The sequence below is a fragment of the Sphingomonas sp. KR3-1 genome, from assembly GCF_040049295.1.
Classification (GTDB): domain Bacteria; phylum Pseudomonadota; class Alphaproteobacteria; order Sphingomonadales; family Sphingomonadaceae; genus Sphingomonas.
The window spans coordinates 799,353-818,698 of sequence record NZ_JBDZDQ010000002.1; the positions used below are offsets into that span (position 1 = coordinate 799,353).

Annotated in this window: 13 protein-coding genes; 1 reads left to right on the forward strand and 12 read right to left on the reverse strand. The window is 68.0% G+C overall.

The annotated features are described in order from the left end of the window. Positions 1-7 precede the first annotated feature (7 nt). The 12 genes from ABLE38_RS15575 to ABLE38_RS15630 all read right to left on the reverse strand — a co-directional run bounded on the left by ABLE38_RS15575 (position 8) and on the right by ABLE38_RS15630 (position 18,054). Positions 8-1,687, reverse strand: coding sequence for a carboxylesterase family protein (locus ABLE38_RS15575; RefSeq protein WP_348975136.1), 1,680 nt, complete (start codon positions 1,685-1,687; stop codon positions 8-10). Next, on the reverse strand, positions 1,684-2,991 hold the full coding sequence (locus ABLE38_RS15580; RefSeq protein ID WP_348975137.1) for an MFS transporter: 1,308 nt from the start codon (positions 2,989-2,991) through the stop codon (positions 1,684-1,686). The genes ABLE38_RS15575 and ABLE38_RS15580 overlap by 4 nt, the downstream gene beginning before the upstream one ends. Further along, positions 2,972-4,588 (reverse strand): AMP-binding protein, encoded by a 1,617-nt coding sequence (locus ABLE38_RS15585; RefSeq protein ID WP_348975138.1) that lies wholly within the window; start codon positions 4,586-4,588, stop codon positions 2,972-2,974. Before ABLE38_RS15585 ends, ABLE38_RS15580 begins: the two co-directional genes overlap by 20 nt. A gap of 63 nt (positions 4,589-4,651) precedes the next feature. Beyond that, positions 4,652-7,336, reverse strand: a complete 2,685-nt coding sequence (locus ABLE38_RS15590) for a TonB-dependent receptor (protein ID WP_348975139.1) — start codon at positions 7,334-7,336, stop codon at positions 4,652-4,654. Positions 7,337-7,444: 108 nt separating this feature from the next. Further along, entirely contained in the window at positions 7,445-8,572 is a 1,128-nt protein-coding gene (locus ABLE38_RS15595; protein ID WP_348975140.1) for an AraC family transcriptional regulator ligand-binding domain-containing protein, read from the reverse strand. 85 nt (positions 8,573-8,657) lie between these two features. Then, positions 8,658-10,676: a glycoside hydrolase domain-containing protein gene (locus ABLE38_RS15600; RefSeq protein WP_348975141.1), complete on the reverse strand. Its 2,019-nt coding sequence runs from the start codon at positions 10,674-10,676 to the stop codon at positions 8,658-8,660. Between the two features lie 31 nt (positions 10,677-10,707). Beyond that, a complete protein-coding gene (locus tag ABLE38_RS15605; RefSeq protein WP_348975142.1) occupies positions 10,708-11,211 on the reverse strand; it encodes a hypothetical protein in 504 nt (167 codons plus the stop codon). A gap of 57 nt (positions 11,212-11,268) precedes the next feature. Further along, positions 11,269-12,069: a S1/P1 nuclease gene (locus tag ABLE38_RS15610; protein ID WP_348975143.1), complete on the reverse strand. Its 801-nt coding sequence runs from the start codon at positions 12,067-12,069 to the stop codon at positions 11,269-11,271. Positions 12,070-12,209: 140 nt separating this feature from the next. Next, positions 12,210-13,397: an SGNH/GDSL hydrolase family protein gene (locus tag ABLE38_RS15615; protein ID WP_348975144.1), complete on the reverse strand. Its 1,188-nt coding sequence runs from the start codon at positions 13,395-13,397 to the stop codon at positions 12,210-12,212. A 14-nt stretch (positions 13,398-13,411) separates the two neighbouring features. Continuing rightward, positions 13,412-16,390 carry a TonB-dependent receptor gene (locus ABLE38_RS15620; RefSeq protein WP_348975145.1) on the reverse strand — a complete coding sequence of 993 codons (2,979 nt, stop codon included), beginning with the start codon at positions 16,388-16,390 and terminating at the stop codon, positions 13,412-13,414. A gap of 90 nt (positions 16,391-16,480) precedes the next feature. After that, positions 16,481-17,374 carry a FecR domain-containing protein gene (locus ABLE38_RS15625; protein ID WP_348975146.1) on the reverse strand — a complete coding sequence of 298 codons (894 nt, stop codon included), beginning with the start codon at positions 17,372-17,374 and terminating at the stop codon, positions 16,481-16,483. A gap of 107 nt (positions 17,375-17,481) precedes the next feature. Next, positions 17,482-18,054, reverse strand: coding sequence for an RNA polymerase sigma factor (locus ABLE38_RS15630; protein WP_348975147.1), 573 nt, complete (start codon positions 18,052-18,054; stop codon positions 17,482-17,484). Between the two features lie 162 nt (positions 18,055-18,216). Here ABLE38_RS15630 and ABLE38_RS15635 point away from each other — a divergent pair, with 162 nt between their 5' ends. After that, on the forward strand, positions 18,217-19,332 hold the full coding sequence (locus ABLE38_RS15635; RefSeq protein ID WP_348975148.1) for a zinc-binding dehydrogenase: 1,116 nt from the start codon (positions 18,217-18,219) through the stop codon (positions 19,330-19,332). The last annotated feature ends 14 nt before the right edge of the window (positions 19,333-19,346 follow it).

A 19,346-nucleotide genomic window follows, 5' to 3' on the forward strand; every position in this document is an offset into this window, starting at 1 on the left:
CCCATGATCACGAGCCTTGCTTGGAGGGAGCGGGGGCGGAGCACGCCGCCACCGGAGCGGGCAGCACGGGCGCGATGCTCCCGGTCCGCCAGTTCCAGCTTTGCGTGCCGGCCGCCCGGCGCCGGCATAGCAGCTGCTCGTGCAGCGCGTACATGCCCGGCATGAACCCGGTGGCGGCGCGGGGAGCCTCTACGAAACCCATGAAGGCGCTGTCGGCGCCGAAGCTGCTCCAGGCGGGACCATTCGCGGATACAGGTTTCCCGCCGCGCGCGAAGCTGGTCCAATAGTCGAGCATCGCGGCGGAGAGCCGGTGCTCGGCCACGGTGTCGGGGATCGCAGGCCAGGCGGGCGGCGTGGCGTTGATCGTCCCGAACACGAAGGGCACTTCGCTGGCGTGGAAGCCGGTAAGGCCGGCTGCATCGGCGCTCGGATAGCTATGGCTGAAATAGTAGAGGAAGGCGGGCTGGCCGAGCGCCGCCTGCTTGCGCACCAGCCGCTCGGCCGCCCAGCCGAAGACGGCGTCGCGCGTGCTATCTAGGCCGCGCTGCTCGATGTCGCCGCTTGCCGGATAGAGGCGGAGGTAATCGTCCGCGAGATCGCCGTAGCGCGCCCGGATGCCCTCGGCATAGGCCTCGCGGCTCGGCGGAGTCGGCGGGGCCAGGAAGCGGAGCGAACGGATCTCGCCGCTGTTGAATCCGGCGATCAGCGGCACCTTCGCCTGCTCGCCGCGGTCGAAGGTATCGACCAACTGGCGTGGGAGGATCTTCCCGTCGATCGTGCCATAGGGCACGTACCCAGTCGCGGCGGCCGCTTCGACGAGCTTGCCCGCATCCATCGCCCGCAGCGCCGCCAGGTTCGGTGCCTGCAGCTTGCCAGCGACCCAGGCGCCGATGTCTTCCGCCGGGAACTCCTCGCCGCGCTTGCTACGAAGCTCGGGCATGGTGAACAGATATCCGCTCTCGACGATCGCCCGGTCGAAGCTGCCCCGCGCGCGCGGCGAGGCGAGCAGATATTCGACGCTGAGCGCGCCGGCGGATTCGCCGAAGATCGTGACGTTGCGCGGGTCGCCGCCAAACGCCGCGATGTTCTCGCGCACCCAGTGCAGGGCCTGTATCTGGTCGAGCAGCCCGTAATTGCCCGAGACGCCGTCGGGCGATTCCTTGCTCAGCTCGGGATGGGCCAGATAGCCGAGCACACCCAGGCGATAGTTGACCGAGACGAGGACGACGCCGCGCTTGGCGAACTCCCGCCCGTCATACATCTCGGAATGGCCCGATCCCCAGATCAGCGTGCCGCCGTGAATCCAGACCATCACCGGCGCGCCCCGCGCGTTCGCGGGCGCGGTGACGTCGAGCGTCAGGCAATCCTCGGCCATCGGCACCTTGCCGCGATCATAGGGGCCGGCGGACATCGGCGGCTGCATGCACGCCACGCCCATTGTCTGCGCGGCCCGCACGCCCTTCCAGTGCGGCATCGGCGCGGGCGGGCGCCAGCGGCGCTCTCCAACTGGCGGCAGCGCATAGGGAATGGCGCGGAAGACGTTCGCGTCTCCTTCGCGCAGCCCCTCCAGCTCGCCTGCGGGCGCGTGCACCACGGGAGGATTGGCCGGCGATTGCGCCAGCGCACCGCCCGCTCCGGCGAAGGCAGCCCATAGGGCAAGGATCATCGGGTGCGACCGGAGCTTCATGACGGGCTTCCTTGGTGGAGATTTTCGGTTCGGCGGATCAGGCCGGCGAGGAAGAGAAAGAGCGCCGCTCCGATCAAATACATCGGCGCGAGCGTGAAATAGGCCATCTGCAGGGCATGGGCCCCGTAGGCTGGCCGGAAGAAGTCGCTCGCCATGCCTACGTAGGTAGGCCCCAGGCCGAGGCCGATCAGGTTCATCACCAGCAGCAGCAGCGCCCCCGAGATCACCCGCGTTTCGGGCGGTACCTCGCCCTGCACAAAGGTGACGGTGGCGGAGAGGAAGAACGAGTTCATGAACATCGGCACGCACAGAAAGAGCAGGGCGAGCCGCCAGCCCGGCGCCCAGGCAAAGCCGAGGAAGAAGGGCAGCGCGAGCAGCAGCGAGATCGCCGGGACCGTGGCATAGGCCGCCTTGTTGCGCGCCGCGAACCGGTCGACCAGCCGCCCCGACGCATAGATGCCGGCACCCATGCCGATGCCCACCACCAGCGCATACCAGATCGCCACCTCGCCCAGCGCCATGCCCTTTTCGCGCATGAGGAACAGCACGGTGAAGTTGAGCAGGCCATAGGTGATAAAGTTGCCCGCGCCGCTCGCCAGCGAAGCAGTGAGCAGGAGCGGGTTGCCGAAGAAGCGAGCGATGGTGGCGAAGAAGCCCGGCCCCATCCGGCCATCGCGCTCTCCACGCCCCGGCTCGCGCACGGTCAGGCGGACGGCGAGCGCCGTCATCACGCCGATCGCGCCGATGATGTAGAAGGGGATCCGCCAGTCGAACGCTGCCGCCAGCGACGCACCGAACGCGACGCCCAGCGCCGAGCCGAGCGGCGGCCCGAGGTTGAAGATCGCCATCGCCGTGGTGCGCCGCTCGCGCGGGAAACTGTCGGAGATGATCGCATAGGAGGGCGGCACGCCACCCGCCTCGCCGACGCCGACCAGCATGCGCGCAGCGGTCAGCTGGGCAAAGCTGCCCGCCATGCCGCACGCCGCGGTCGCCGCGCTCCATATCGCGCAGCCGACCGACAGCACCGTCACGCGGTTGGTTCGATCGGCCAGCCAGCCGATCGGGATCGCGATCAGGCAATAGAAGAGCGCGAAATAGAAGCCAGTCAACAACCCCAGCTGCCCATCGCTGATGTGCAGGCTGTCCTGGATCGGCTTGGCGAGGATCGAGATCAGCTGCCGGTCGAGGAAGTTCAGGACGTAGACGAAGCATAGCATTGCCAGCGTGATCCGTGCACCAGCAGCGGGCACCGACGCCGGCTGCTGGCCGGCACCCGGCGCAGTCTCAGCGTATGGAAACGACATGGCGGTCGAGCTCCCCTTGCGCATAGGCGGCGCGCAGCCGCACCTTGTCGATCTTGCCGGTCGCGGCCAGCGGCATCTGCGGCAGCCGCACCACCTCGTCGGGCAGCCACCAGTCCGCCACTCTCCCGCGCAGCGCCTCGACGAACGCGCGTGCCTCGCCGACCTCCGCCTCGCCGGTTTCGCTTTGTCGCAGCTCGACGACCAGCACCGGACGCTCGCCCCATTTGGGATGCGGCTTGCCGATCACCGCGACCTGCCCGACGCGCGGATCGCGGCCGATGATCGCTTCCATCTCGGCGGGATTGATCCATTCGCCCCCCGACTTGATCAGGTCCTTCGAGCGCCCGCAAATCGTCAGCGAACCCTCCGCATCGATCGTCGCGAGATCGCCCGTGTCGAAATAGCCTTCCGTGTCCAGCGCATCCTCGGCCGCGTTGAAATAGCGATCGATAATGGCCGGCCCCTTGACCTTCAGGTGCCCGATCACCCCGCGCTGCTCGGCAAGCGTGGCGCCCGCGGCATCGGTGAGCTTCAGGTCTACCCCGATCGGCGGGCGCCCCGAGGATCGCTCAGCAGATGCCGGGAATTGCGGCGAATCGGCAGTGCCCAGCGGCGACATCTCGGTCATCCCCCAGGTCGTCTGGACGCGGGCGCCAAGACGCTCTTCCATCCGTTGGATCAGCGCATCGGGGCATTTCGATCCGCCGATGATCACGCGCTCGAGGCTCGGCACGTCCTCCCCGGTGGCATCGAGATGGTCGAGCAGGCCGATCCATACGGTCTGCACGCCGCCGGCGATGGTGACCTGCTCGTCGCGGATCAGCGCGGCCAGGCTGGCGCCGTCCAGCTCGCGGCCGGGCAGCACCAGGTTCGCCCCCACTGCGGGCGCCGAGAAAGGGAAGCCCCAGGCATTGGCGTGGAACATCGGAATGGCGACGAGGATCGTGTCCTTCGCCGACAGGCAATAGGCGTCCGGCTGGATCGACATCAGCGTGTGATGATAGTTGGAGCGGTGGGTGAACTCGACGCCCTTGGGCTTCCCCGTCGTACCCGAGGTGAAGCACAGCCCTGCAGCGCTGTGCTCGTCGAACCCGCCCCAGGCGACCGCGCGGCCTTCCGCTTCGACCAGCGCGTCGAGCCCTTCGACCGGGATGCCGAAGGAACTTACCATCGGTGACTCCTCGTCAAGGACGATCACCCGCTCGACACTCGGGCAGAGCGGCAGCAGCTCGGGAAGCATCGGCAGCAGGCTGCCGGCGATCACCAGCAGCCGGTCCGCGGCCTCGTTGATCATCGCCGCCAGATGCGTCGGGGTCAGCCGCGGATTGAGCGTGTGGCAGACCAGGCCCGCATTCATCGTCGCATAATAGAGCTCAAGGTGATGCTGGGTGTTCCAGGCCAGCGTACCGACGCGGTCGCCAATCTCGAGCCCCAGCGCCAGCAGGGCGCCGGACAGAAGGTTGCTGCGCGTCCGCAGCTCCGCATAGCCGGTGCGGTGGACGATCGCCCCGCGTGAGGCGGTCGCGATGGTGCGGGCGCCATGCCACTTCGCAGCATGATCGATGAACTTGTCGAGAGTCAGGGCGTAATTTTGCATGTCTGGTTTGCTTACTCGGTAACTGGATTGGGGAGCGCCGGTGCCGGCCGGCGCTCCTTGCGATCAGAAGGCCTTGCGCAGCCCGACCGAGACGTTGCGGCCGAGATTGTAGCTTCCGCCCACACCATCGGTTGCGGGGAAGAAGGGCGGCTTCTGGTCGAGCACATCGTTCAGCTGGAACGACAGCTCGGTGCCCTTGGCGAGGCCGACATCCGGCAGCTTGACGGAGACGTGCAGGTCCACCGTCGTGTAGGATCCGGCACTATACTCGGCGGTGCCGGTCGGCGTGGCGTAGAGCCCGGTGACGCCTTGCCGATAGTTGACGAAGCCGACGCCGGTCACCGGCCCGACCTGCGCGCCGAGCGTGCCGCGCACCGTTGCCTTGGGAATGCCGAGATCGAGCTGGTTCGACGCGGCCGAGGTCGGAGAAAGCTGCGTCTCGTATTTCAGGATATAGTTGCCGGCCAGGTCCGCGAAGACCGAACCGAACTTGGTGGCCTTGCGATAGCCGATGTCGAAGTCGATGCCGTTGGTGTCGCGGACGCCGAAATTGCCCTGGCGGAAGTCGAGCAGGTTCCCGATCGCGGGCAGCGCGCCGGCTGCGAAGTTCACCGGCACCGCGATCGACAATAGGCTCGAAAGCTGCGTGGCGCTGGGGTTGCGGAAGACGACCGCGGCGAAGGTCGGATCGGTGAAGGCGATGCTGCCGCCCGGTGTACCGATCACATCGGTATAGTGGATATTGTAGAACGTCCCGCTGACCCGCAGGCCGGGCAGGAAGCTGGGGGTGAGGTCCGCGCCCACCGACCAGGTCTTCGCCTTTTCCGGCTGTAGCCCGCGATTTCCGCCATAGAGGACGACGGTATCGACCTGCGCCGCGCCGCGTGACGGATCGCGCAAGGTGCTGCCGGCAATCGCCGCTGCGTTGAAATAATAGGCGCCGACCGTGGCGGCGACGTCACGCAGGCCCGGTGCCCGGAACGAAGTGCCGTAGGTGCCGCGGACCATGACGCCGCGCACCGGCTCCCAGTTGACCCCGACCTTGGGGTTGGTCGTCGATCCGAAGTCGCTGTAATCGTCGTAGCGGGCGGACAGCGACAGCGCGAGGCTGCGCATCAGCGGCGCTGCGTTGCCGGCACCGAAGATCGGCACGAACACCTCGCCATAGACCGACTTGATGTTGCGATCGAGCGTCTCGGGCACCTGCGCACCGCCATAGATGCCGCGCTGGCGGAACGACTCCTTTCGATACTCGGTCCCGGCCGCGATCTTCAACTGACCGCTGGGCAGATCGACGAGCGTCCCGTCGATCTTGGCCGCGCCCAGATAGGTCCGCTGATGGATGGTCAGGTCGCCGGCATAGTCCAGGATCTTGGCGACGACCGCCGGCGCGGTGCCGTTGCCGAACGGATCGAGCGCCGTGGCGAGCGTCGACGCTGATGCTGCCGCGTCGAGCGCCGCGGGGTTGATCGCCGGCAGATAGCTGTCGTTCCGCGCCCAGTCGAAAATACCGTAGACACTCAGCTTGAAGTCGCCCGCCAGCTTGGCGTCGATCCCGGCGGACGAGTTGCCCGCCCGCACGCGGAACCGGTTGTCGATATGGTCGGCGCCATAGAGATTGTCGGTACGGAACTGAACGAACTCGATCGTGGCGCCGGTGCCCGGCGGAGTCCGGAAGAACGGGTTCTGCGAGAAGCCCGGGATATTGTAGAGGATCACCCCGCCCGAGGCACCCGCGCCGGCCGGCGGCGGTGCCTGGACGGTATCCTTGCGGTCGGAATAGAGCAGCTCGCCCCACAAGGTGATGCGGTCGCCCAGGTCCTGATGGGCCGTGACATAGCCGCTGTGCAGCTGCGTCTCAGGCACGATGTCCGTCACCGAGCCGTTGTCGCATTTGTTCTGCGTGTTCGGCGCGAGGGCGGGGGTTGCGTAGTAGATCGCATAGGCGGTGGTGTTCACCGCGACGTTCGCCGCCGGGCACACCGTGCTGCGCGTGTCCACGCCGCCATAGGGCCGGAAGTCGACGACGCGGAAGTCGCGGTCTGCGCCGGTGATGTGGCTGTTCTCGGCATATTGATAGGCCGCTACGATCGCGCCGCTGCCCCAGTCATGGCCGAACAGTCCGCTCGCGCTGAAATTGTGATAATTGTCGGCCATCCCGTAGCGCACCGACGCCTCGAGCCCGGATGCGCGCTTGCGGGTAATGAAGTTGATCACGCCCGCCACCGCATCCGAGCCGTAGATCGCCGATGCACCGTCGGCGACGATCTCGACGCGCTCGATCGCGAGATCGGGGATGAACGGGAAGTCCGGGTTGGTTTCCTTGGTGCTCGAGGCCACCAGACGATGCCCGTTCATCAGCGGCAGCGTCGCGCTTGCCGGCAGGCTGCGCAGCCCGGGCGCGAACGAGCCCGCGCCGCCGCCGCTCGCCCGCGGCGTGGTGTTGAAGCTGTTGAGCTGCGGAACCGTTGCGAGCAGATCAGCGGTGGTGCTCGCGCCGATCGTCTTGATGTCGTCGCGCGTCACGCTGATCAGGTTGGAGCCGGTCGGCGGCACGCCGCGGATACTCGATCCGGTTACGACGATCTCGTTCTTGTCCGGCGTCGCCGCATCCTGATCCTGCGCGTCCGGCTGGGCAGCCGGAGCGCTATCCTGCGCCCATGCCGGCGACGCCGCGCAAAGCATCATCGCCAGTGCCGACGCGCCCGCCAAGGCCGCCCGGCCACTGAGAATCCGAGTCCCGATCATGCATTCCTCCCCACTTCTTTTTGTTGGGGAGCATCGTCAGCGCTGGCGCCGGGCTTGGCGATGGCGGGTTTGACGGCCAGATTTAACCCAAGTGACCAGATTCAGCGATCAGGCGCCGATACGCTCGCTCAGCAACATCGATGCGGCGGCCAGGCGCGCGCCATCGGGCTTGTAGCGGTCGCGATATTGGCTTGGGGTCAGCCCGGCCCATTCGGTGAAGTTGCGCGAGAAGCTGCCGGGCTCGCTGAAGCCCACACGGTAGCCCACCTCGGTGATCGGCAGGTCGGTGACGAGCAGATAGGCCGCGGCCAGCTCGCCGCGCAGCCGCGTTCGGATCTGCTGGAAGCTCTCGCCTTCGCGCGCGAGGTCGCGGCGCAGCCGGCGCGGGCGGCTGCGCAGCTGCTCGGCGACCGCCTCGATCGGCGCCGACCAGTTCTGTTCTCGCTGGAAATCGACCAGCGCATGTTCGGTCCGAGAGCGCCAGGTCGTCCGGCCCGTCGGCGTGGCGAACCAGTCCGGGTTGCTGGCATTGTACTCCTCGACATCGGCTAGCGTGCCGTGCCGGAGCCGCGTGCCCAGGTCGCTGCGATCGTAGAAGAGCGCGTCGAACGGCGCATTGTAGCGGATCGGGCACCCGAACACCGCGAAACGGTCGAACCCGTTGGCCTGCACCGGCTTCGGGCCGCGTATCTGAACACCGCGCAGGCGCAGCGGCCGTCCGATCAGCCAGCTGAAGAACTGGAAGATCCAGATGAAGCGGAACCAGACGAAGATGTCGCGGTCGACGCCTTCGATCGTGTGGTAGACGCAGACATGCTTCGCCCCGTGGCGGTCCTCGATCAGCTGCGGGCCGATGTCTTCCGACAGCGCCTGGGTGAAGCGGATGCTGACCCGGATCGATTCACCGAAGGTCTCGCAGTGGAGGTAGGCGAGCATGCGCTCCAAGTCGAGTGCGAGCCTGCATCGCTCGGCCATGAAGCCGATAAAGGCGTCGTCCAGCGCCAGCTGGATCTGCTGGATCAGCCGGGAGAGCGCCCGCCCGTCGATCGAGGCATCGACATCGCCGTAAACCGTCGGATCGATACCCGCCTTGTGCAGGATTCCCTCGGGATCATGCCCCTTCAGCGCGGCACCCTGCAGCAGCTGCGCCACCGCGATGCCGTCCAGCCCGGGTAGCTTCTCCGGCGTCGCCATGGAGTGCGCGGGTGGAGGCAGGATGTCGGAACGCTTGGTCACGCGGCCTAGATTTCCACGTTCGCGCGCCCCGCGCCAGCGCAATGACGCGCTGTGCATCGACTGGCTCAGGCAGGTTGAACCGGAATCACATGCCGGTTTTCAGCACCCCTCCGCGCAGCAGCGCAGCATGCGTCAGCCGGCGATCGGTCAGCGACGTCCCGTTCGAGGTCGGAGTGCCACGCGGTCCGCCGCCCACAATCGAGAACGACCGTCCCCCGGCAAGGCGGAGGGTCACCCGTTTCGCGGCGGGCGGGGTGACGATGTAGAAGGGGTCGCCCGGCACCAGCGGATAGAGCCCGATCGACGCCCAGACATACCAGGCCGACATCGCGCCGCCATCGTCGTCCATCCCCTCGGCGAAGCCGGGCTCGAGCGCGAAACTCTTCTGGCGGATCGGCTGCGGATATTTGCGCTGGTTCTCGTACCAATGGTTGATCGGCGCATCGCGAAGCATCGCCACCAGCCGGTCCATCCGCGCCGGATCCCCGGCCGCGAACAGATAGGGCGCATGGATATCGGGCTCGTTGGTCATGTTGAACAACTCGCCGTCGAAGAAGCGGCCTAGCTCGTCGCGGAAGCGCGCAGTCCCCAGCGCCTGGTTCCGCAGCCAATCGAGATCGAACACCGGCGCCCAGCGATATTGCCACAGCGTGCCCTGGTAGAGCCCGCGCGCCTTGACGGTATCGGCATCGGGGCCGAGATCGCGGAACACGTCGAGCCAGAGCGCGCGGTAGCCGAGCGCCCGCGCCGTGAAGTCCCGCGCGACATCCGCATGCCCGCTGTCCGCCGCAAGCTGCGCCACCGCCCATTGGTCATAGGCGAGCTCGAGCTTCTGGTCGGGCGTCTCCTGCGGCAGCGCCAGCGTCTCCTCGGCCATCGCGGCGAGCGCGGTGGCGGGATCCTCGCTGCCCAGGCCCTTGCGGTGCAGGTCGAGCAGCGCGATGCCGGCATGTTCGGTGCGCACGCTCAGGAACGGCTCGTTGGCGCTCGCCCATTGCGGCTTGTCCGACTGGAACAGCAGTATCAGCGAATCCGCGATGTCTCCGCCGACATTGGGCGCGACCAGCGCGACCAGCGGAACCTGGGTGCGGTAATTGTCCCATAGCGACCAGCCGGCATAGCGGTGATGCCCTTGCGGCACGCGCTGCAGTCGCCCGTCCGATCCGCGAAACGCGCCGTCGCTGTCGTCCACCCGGGCGGGCATCTGCAGCGCGCGGAACAGCGCAGTGTAGAACAGCCGGCGCCGCTCCAGGGGCGCGTCGAAGGCGATCGCCGAAAGCCGTGCGTTCCAGTCGGCGCGGGTCTGACGCACCAGGCGCTCGAAGGGCGTGTCGCCCAGCTCGCGCGCCAGTGCGCGCCCGGCGGAAGCGGCGTCGACGGTGGACAGTGCCGCGCGCAGCTCGACTCGATCGCCCGCGCGCACCGCCAAGGTGAGGTGGAGCAGGCCCTTGGCGTCCGGGATGCCGACGGCCTGCACCGGCCGCCCGTTCAGCTCCAGCCGCGCCGCGACGGCGAGGTGATAGACGCCGCGATTGCAGACCGTCGCATTCGCCAGGGTGAGCCGCAACCCGCCGGCATCGGTCGCGAGCCATTCGTGCGACACGTGCTTGGCGTAGCTGTGGCGCGGATCGAGCACCACATCGACTGCGCCGGCACGCGACAGGGTGAAGCGGCTGATCGACACAGATTGCCCGGCGGCCAGGTCGGCGGTGATCGCAGTCCTGCCATAGCGGACATGATACCAGCCCGCGCCGGCGCGTTCGCTGCGCCGGTCGATCGACGCCGGTCCTGCCTCCCCGGCATAGGTAACGCTGGTCAGCAGATCGCCGCCGCCCCCGCCACATCCGACGCCTTGGGCGCGGGTCTGCGAGAAACCGCGGAGCAGGGGCGCGGAGCGGTCATAGCCGATATGGTTCGCCGGGTCGGTATCGGGCGCGAGCTGCACCATGCCGAACGGGGCTGCGGCGGCGGGCGAGAGCTGGCCGCGGTCGCCGCGCGTCCCCATGAACGGGTCGACCAGGTCGACGGGGGCCGTCGCCCGCTGCGCCGCGGCGGGGGGGACGAGTGCGAGGAGCGAAAGCAGCGCGTACAGGGGCTTCTTCACGGGGCGGTTCTTCCAGAGACAGAGGAAAGGATCATGATGCGCGGTCCGATGCGGCCTTGAGGCAGCGATACAGCAGCGTGCCGCCAAGCTGCATCGCATGGGCGTCGATCCGCGCGACTGGGGACGAACTGCGTTCCTCGAAATGCGAGCGGTCCTCGCCCGCGTCGATATCGTAGACGATGCGGCCCCAATAGCTGATCGTGCCGGTGCCCAGCGCATAGCGGCCCGAGGCCCCCCTGGCGAAATACTGGCCGCCGGGGAGATAGGTGACCGCGCTCGCCTGATCGCAGGGAGCATCGCCCGCGCCCTTGTTGTCGCGCTGGCTCCAGGTGCCGAGCAGCCAGTCGCGGGTCGGCGCCTCGGCGCGTTCCGGCGTTGCCGCGGCGGCGCGCGGGGAGGGTGTCCCGGTCGGGACGACGCGGACCGTCCCGGCGGGTTCCGGCGCGGCCTTGTGGCGCGGCCAGGCCAGCCAGAGGATCAACGCCGCGCCGATAAGCGCGATCGCGGCAATGCGGGGCCAGCGGGGCATCGTCATGTCCATCCTCGAAAAACGGCCGGGCACCGCGAGGCGCCCGGCCAGGTCGACGGAGCCTCAGGCGAGCAGGCTGTTGAGCAGCGCGGCGAGACGATAGCCGGCCTGCTTCAGCCGCTGCGCGACCAGCGGATATTTGGTAGTGGCATAGTTGCTCGGCAGCGTGACCGGCGTGGCCGGGCAGGCGGGCGCCTTATAGTCCCAGCAGCTCGGCATGATGTCGTAGATATGGTCGCGCGCCATGTTGCTGCTCTCGGTCGCCCAGTCGCGCGGGGTTCCGCCCAGCGTGACGCTCACGCCGTTGTTGATCAGCTCCTGTGCGAGCAGCGCCGAGGCGACGCCGTGATTGTCGATGATCGTGTCGTCCCAGATCGCATGGATGATCGTCGAGGTGCCGCCGAAGGTCACCGTGTTGTAGCCGATCGGATCGGACCCGTGCAGCGGCTGGTGCAGGTCGCCGACCAGGTGGATGATGTACTTGAGCGCCACTTCGCGATTGGCGTTGGACTGGGTGCGATCGGCCAGGATCGTGCTGTAATAGGCGATCGCCTCATCTGCGCACATCGCGGTGCCGGTGCAGGCATGCGCCGGCGCCGCGCTGCCGTCGATCGGGATGCGCGTGGTGTGCGTGGGATCGGTCGCCGCGCGCTGGGTGTCCGCCCAGGAGGCGACCTTAGACATGTGCGTCACGCCATCGACGGCGAGCAGCCCCTGGATCTCGGTCCATACCGAGGCATTGAGGTTGAGTTCGGCGATATTGGCGATCGCCGCATGCCCGGTCGTACCCCAGGCATAGGCGGACTGCGGGGCGGCGAGCAGTGCCGCGGCGGCGAGCAACAGGGCCTTGGAACGCTGTTTCACTGGCTTCTCCTCTCGTGTCGCATGCTGCCTCGTCAGTCTCCCCGGCGCGGCGGCAGCGGAAAACTCCGCCCGGCGAGGGCGCACGGCTCCGCTCCCCGCGCGGAATGCGCGGAGCCCGGCGGCCGGCATTGGAAAATCCTCTATCGCGTCGCGAACAGCGCGAGCGGCACCGCCCGGCCCATCGCCTCATAGCCGCTGTCGCTCGGGTGCAGCTTGTCGCCGGAATCGAACGCCGGCTTGATCATCACCGGCGTGCTGGTGTCGCGCACCGCGGCTTCGAAATCGATCACAGCGTCGAAGGCGCCGCCCGTGCGGATCCAGCGGTTCACTTCCTGGCGCAGCGCCTCCATCTCGGGCGTGATGTATTTGGAGCCCCAGCCCGGTGTCAGCGTGCCGCCGATCACCCGCATGCCCCGCGCATGCCCCGCATCGATCAGCTTGCGATAGCCGGCGATCAGGTCGGCGGCGGTCACCGGCTGCTCGCCTTCGCTGCCCGCCTTCCAGATGTCGTTGATGCCCTCGATCAGGATCAGGTGGGTAGCGCCGGCAACCGAGGCGACGTCGCGCTCGAACCGGTCGATGCCGGCCGTGCCGCGCCCGTCGCGCAACAGCCGGTTGCCGCTGATCCCCATGTTGACCACGCCGCAATGCGGCTTGCCGCCGTCGGACAGCCGCTTCGCCAGCATGCCCGGCCAGCCGCGCCAGTCCGGCCGCGTGCCGCGCGCGCCTTCGGTGATCGAGTCGCCGAACGTCACGATCGTGCAGTTGGCGGACGGGTTGCGCACTGCGATCTGGGTGACGAGCGGGCGGATCTTCTGCGCCGCCATGCCGCTGCCCGCCGCGTCCGCCGGGCCCGCCACGAATGCCGCGGGGAACGCAGCATTGCCCGCCACCGTCGAGCTCTCGGCGCCGGTCACGACCGTGACGACAACGTCCTCGCCGCTCTTCACCGCCAGATCGATCGGCGCGCTGGTCAGTGCCGCGCCGCCGGTGATGCTCACGCCTTCGCCGCTCTCGAACCGCACGGGCCGTTCGGTCCCCGGATCGATGCCGAAGTCCTTGGCGGCCCGCGCGATCGAGGCGCTGGCGATGCGCAGCGGCACCGCGCCCTCCGGATTGGTGAACACCAGCCGCACCGCGTCGCCCGCCTGGCTCAGCCGGAAGCGGAAGCGATAGGTGCCGGCGGGAAGCGTGCCGCGCACTGCCTTGGTGGCAGGCGAGGTCGCGTAGCCCCAGGCGCCGCCCCAGCGTGCCTCCTCGGGCGCGCGTGAGCCGGCCAGCAGGGTCAGGGCGAGAGTGGCAATGGCGGTAGTTGCGATGCGGTGCACGGCGTCTCGTCCCGTCAGTATTTGAAGCGCAGGGCGGCGGAGAACACGCGGCCTTCGAAATAGACGCGGTCGGTCACTGTCTTGTCCGCCCAATAGGCGCGCTGCGGCTTGGCGAGCAGGTTGCTGCCTTCGAGCGTCACCATCACGTTGCGGCTGAAGCGGTAGGTCGCCGAGGCGTCGAGCCGCGAGATCGGATACCATTTCAGGTCGTTGTTGCGGTCGGTGAGCGTATAGGCGAGCACGAAGCCGCTGCGGATGCTGTAGGCGACCTTCGCGCGGAACGGGCCGTCGTCATAGAACAGGCTGCCGTTGAAGCTCCGCCGCGAGATGCCCGTCGTGTCGCCGGTGAAGGCGACGCTGACCGGGGTAGCCGGCAGCTCCTGGCGCGATTCCATCAGCGTCAGGTTGGCCGATGCGCCGAAATTCCTGAGCATGCCCGGCGCGAAGTCGAAGAAGGTGCTGGCATTGAATTCGACGCCGCGGATCCTGCCGTCACCGGCGTTGATCGGCTTGGTGACGGTCACGGTGCCGCTCGCCGAGGGAATCGATGTCTCGTCGATCTTGGTGCTGACGATGAAGCCGTTCACGTCGCGCTCGAACAGGGCGATGCTGAAGGCGCCGGCCCGGCCGTAATAATATTCGAGCGAGGCGTCCCAGTTGGTCGAGCGGATCGGCTGCAGGTCCGGATTGCCGGTGGTCGCCGCGGCGACATAGGCGCCGCTCGCCGCGGTCACCTGGGCCAGGTTCATGCTCGGGTTGAGCTGGGTGAAATCGGGCCGGCTGAAGGTCTTGGTATAGGCCAGCCGCAACTGGAGCCGGCGCGAGAAGTGGAACACCATGCTCGCGCTGGGATCGACGTCGACATAGTTCTGCCGGCCGTGGATCGGCGTGTTGGTGACGACGGTGCCGGCGGGCGTGCGGGCGGTGTTGGTCTGCGTGCCGTCGATCGCGAGCACGGTGTTGACGATGCGCGCGCCGACGATGCCGTCCACGCCGATCCCGCCAAGCCCGAAGCCGTATTTGGCCTGGCCGTACCAGGCATAGCTGGTCTCGCTGCCGTGAAACGCCTTGAGCGGGTCATAGGCGGGGCGGCCATTGTCGGTGAACAGCGCGCTCTGCCCGGGCAGCGCATGGACATAGTTGTTGAGCGCCAGCAGCGTGCTCGCGTCGCTCAGGTTGCTGCCGCGATAGCCGATCCACTGGCTGGGCAGCTCCGCATCGTCGCCGCCGAACCCGGCATCGATCACCAGCGGATCCGAACCGCCGGGAAAGGCCGACATCGGCAGCAGCTGGCTGTTGAGGTCGGCAAGGCTGGTGCCCTCGCGATAGTCGGCGGTGCGATTGGCATAGCGGATTCCGGTCTTGATCGAGCGGATCAGCCCCTGGCCGGTATCGAGCGTCAGGTCGGTGCGCCATTGCAGCCCGTCGCCCTTCGCCCGGTTGCGCGAGTCCGAATAGGCGCGGACGTGGAACAGGCTGGGGTCGGTCATGTCGACATTGTCGTAGGTGTACGACAGGCCGCCATATTTGCTGTCGCTCTGAAAGGTGGCGTGGATCACCGGCGCCTTGTTGAAGGCGAGCAGGAACAGCTGCTGGTCGGTGTTGATCCGCGACAGCGTGTAGACCGCGCTGGTGGTTAGCGTGGCGATGCCCGAGGTCCAGTCGGCGCCGAACTCGATCTGGGTGGTGTCGAGCAGCTGGCGCGTGTTCGACGAGCGCGGGCCCGAATTGGCCGTGGCGGTGAAGGTCGCGCTCTTGATGATGTTGGTGCCCGGCACCAGCACGACGTCGCGCAGCGCGGTGCCGGCGGCGATGTTGGTCTGCAGGTCGTTGTCGTTATAGCGATTGTCATCGGCGATGTTGGTCGCGCGCAGCTTGAAGCCCAGATTGTATGCCGGGCGCCACTGCACCTCGCCGGTCAGCACCGGGCGCGCATAATGCCCGTCGACATGCTTCACGAGGATGCCGATCGGATAGTTGAGGCCGGTGCCCTGGCCGGCCGGCGTCACCGATTGCGCCGCGGTGGTATATTGGCGCTGCAGGTTCTCGCGATAGGATTCCAGATAGTCGCGACGCAGATAGGAAGCGTTGGCCAGCACGCCGATCTCGCCGATCCCGGTATCCCAGCGCCCGCTGACCAGCAGGTCGACATTGTAGAAGGGCTTCTTCGCCTGGTCGTCATAGCTGCCGCGCAGCGTGCCGGCGACGGTGATGCCCTTGGCGAAGTCGAGTGGCTGGCGCAGCTGGACGTCGACTGAGCCGCCGATCCCGCCCTCGATCAGGTCGGGGGTCAGCGCCTTGTAGACCTGGATCGATCCGATCATGCTAGACGGATAGGAATTGAGCAGGGTGCGGCGTGACGCGCCGGTGTACGCCTCCTGGCCGTTGAGCGTCGTCACCACCTGCGAGATGCCGCGCACGGTGACCGCCTGGCCCTCGCCACGGTTGCGGAAGATCTGCACGCCGGGCAGCCGGGCCAGTGCCTCGGTCGCGCTGTTGTCGGGCAATTGCCCGATATCCTCGGCCGCGACGACATCGACGATCGCGTCGGACTTGCGCTTGGTCTCGCGCGCCGCCTGCAGGCTGGCGCGGAAGCCGGTGACGACGATCGGGCCGCCTTCCTCGGCCTGCGTGGCCGCGGCCACCGGAACTGCCGGCTGCGACTGTGCGCTCGTCGCGCCGCGCGCCAGGATCGCCGTATGCCCGTCATTGCTGGTGATGCGCAGGCCGGTGCCGGCGAGCAGGCGGTCGAGCGCGGCACGGTCGGTCATCACGCCCTTCAGCGCCCGCGAGCGGACGCCGCGGATCGTGTCGGTCGGGAAGAAGATCTGGACATGCGCCTGGCGCGCCCAGGCGGTCAGCGCGCTCGCCAGAGGCTGTGCCTCGATGTCGAACGCGCGCGTCGCGGCCTGGGCCAGCGCCGGCGACGAAGCAAGGACGCACGTGGAGAACAACGCCGCAGCAAGCTGCGCGCGCCGGTTGAAGCCGGTCATAAGGTTTTGCCCTTCAAGTTCGAGCGCCGCTTCGCGCCCCCCAGTCTGCAGGACGATCGGCAGTCGCCGCACCGCCAAATCGGTCGAAAATTATTTTCGCAGGTGCACTGCGTCCGCCGTGGTGCTGACGCGGACGCCCAGTCCGGTCGAGACCGCGCGCAGGAAATCCGCGGGATCGGAAGAGACGAACCGGCCACCGATCCGCACCGTCGCCAGCGCGGGATCGTCGATCACGATAGGGCGCAGCAGATAGCGGTTATACTCCGCAACGGCGTCCGCCAGCGGCGCATCGACGAACACCACGTCGCCGCTCTGCCAGGCAAGTGCCGCCTCGACCGCTTCGCCGCTGACCGGCTGGGCGGAGGGCAGCGCGGTGGCGAAGGAAAGCTGCTGATAGGCGCCGGCCGGCCGCGCGCCCTGCTGCGCCGAACGCGCCGAGCCGCGCAGCACGATCAACTCCAGCGCAGCGCCGCGCAGCCGCGCATTGAACCTGCCGGGATCTAGCGTCGCGGCACTGTCGCGCGTGACGAGGTGCGCGGTCGCGCCCGGCTGCAGGTCGAGCGCGACTTCGCCGCGGTCGAGCCAGAGCTCGCGCTGCTTTGCCGAAAAGCGCCATTGCAGCCGCGTGTCGGTGTTGAGCATCGCCATGCTGCCGTCGGGCAGCCGCAGCCGGCGCGTCTCGCCGACTTCGGTGGAGGCGCTGTCCCAGGCATAGGCGCGCGTGGCGAGAAACGCGCTGCCTGCCGCGACGGCGATCGCCCCGGCCATGCCGCCGCGCACCAGGCGGCGGCGGGTGATGTGCGCCGGCAGCTCAAACGCGGCGGGCTGTTCCGCTGCGCCTTCCCAGGTCGCGGTCACCCGTGCGAACGCAAGCGCATGCGCGGGGTCCTCGCGCCATTGCTCGAATGCCAGCTGGTCTGCGCTGCCCGCCTGCAAGGCGGCGAACCACGCCGCCGCGTCGCGCATGTCCGCGTCGCGTTGCAAGCCGGAAAAACGCGTCCCTCCCAAACTCATCCCATGCTGCTTTCGAAACCCATCAGACCAAGGACGAACGAGACGGCCTCCACCGCCAAGTCGCGGGCCGAAAAATCTTAGCGCTTCACGCGCGTTTGGCCATCCTGCTCGGGTGCGGGGTCGGCCTGCGGCGTGTCGCCGGGCTCGACGGCGCGGGCGAGCAGGTACAGCGCGCGGCCCAGCCTCTTCTCGAAGGTCGACAGGCTGATGCCCAAGTCGCTGGCGATGTCGCCTGGCCGCTCCTCGCGAAAGCGCCGGCGGACGAAGACCGTGCGGCAGCGCTCCGGCAGCAGGTCGATCGCCTTGCGCAAGCGCACGACCTGGTCGCGCCCTGCCGCAACCTCGAACGCGTCGGGGGCGTCGTCGCGCAGCTCGATCGTGTCGAGTTCGCTCAGCTGCTGGAAGGCGACCACCTTGGCGCGACGCATCCGTTCCAGCGCGATATTGTGGATCGAGCGGATGACATAGGCGCGCGGATCGGTGATCGCCGCCCAGCCGTCGATCGCCATCAGGCGGACCAGGGCTTCCTGCACCAGGTCGGCCGCCTCCTCGCTGCCGCGGGTGAGCCGGCGCGCGACAGCAAGGTAGCGGCCCTCATGCGGCAGCACCTCGTCGATCAGCCAGCGGTCCCGTGGGCGCGTGACGGACATCATTCCCCTTGCCGCGAATCTTCAATCCGCTTGCGGGCAATATGGACAATCGATTTCAGTTTTGCGACGGCGAAATCCGCGGTCGGCCGGGCGCCGTTTCCCAGTCCTTGTCCCCGAACCGCCGCACCCCATCTTCGCCCTATCAACAAGCTGGAGGGGACCATGGCGCTTACTGGACGCGAACTACGCTCGAAGATCGACGAGGACGGGCGGCTTTCGCTGGTGCTCGAGGAGGTCGCGGTCGACGATCCCGCCGAGGACGAGATCGTCGTGCGGGTCGAGGCAGCGCCGATCAACCCCAGCGATCTCGGGCTGCTGCTCGGCCCTGCCGACCTGTCCACGCTGGAAAAGGCCGATGGCGGACTCGCCTGCACCGTGCCGCAGGGCCGGTTGGGTGGCGTCAAGGGACGGCTCGGCCAGTCGATGCCGGTCGGCAACGAGGGCGCCGGCATCGTCGTCGCGGCCGGCGCTGCCGCCAAGGCGCTCGAGGGCAAGCGCGTCGGCATGATCGGCGGGGGTATGTATGCCGATTATCGCCGCATCAAGGCGCGCGACGTGATCCCGCTGCCCGAGGGCGCCAGCGCCGCCGACGGCGCGTCGATGTTCGTCAATCCGCTGACCGCGTTGGGCTTTGTCGAGACGGCGAAGCGCGAGGGGCATCAGGCGATCATCCACACCGCCGCCGCATCCAATCTCGGCCAGATGCTGCAGAAGATCTGCCTCGCCGACGGCATCCCGCTCGTCAACATCGTCCGCTCGCCCGAGCAGGTGGAGATATTGCGCGGCATCGGTGCCACCCATGTGCTCAACAGCAAGGACGCCGATTTCGCCGCGCGCCTGCTCGATGCCATCGAGGAAACCGGCGCGACCATCGCCTTCGATGCGATCGGCGGCGGCACGCTGGGCGGCGAGATCGTCCAGGCGATGGAGCGCGCGGCGATCCGGCAGATGAGCGCGTACAACCGCTACGGCTCGGAGGTGTTCAAGCAGCTCTATATCTATGGCGCGCTCGACTTGTCGCCCACCGTGCTCAACCGGCTGGCGTTCGGCTTCCAGTGGAGCGTCTCGGGCTGGCTGCTCTTCCCTGCGCTCAAGAAGCTGGGCGCAGAGACCGCAGAGCGGATGCGCAAGCGCGTGCTCGACGAGCTCAAGACCACTTTCGCCAGCAACTATACCCGCGTCATCGGTCTCGCCGAGGCGCTCGATCCCGAGGTGCTGCGCGCCTATGAGCGCAAAGCGACGGGCGAGAAGTTCCTGATCGACCCGACGCGCGGTTGAGTGGGGCCGGCCCG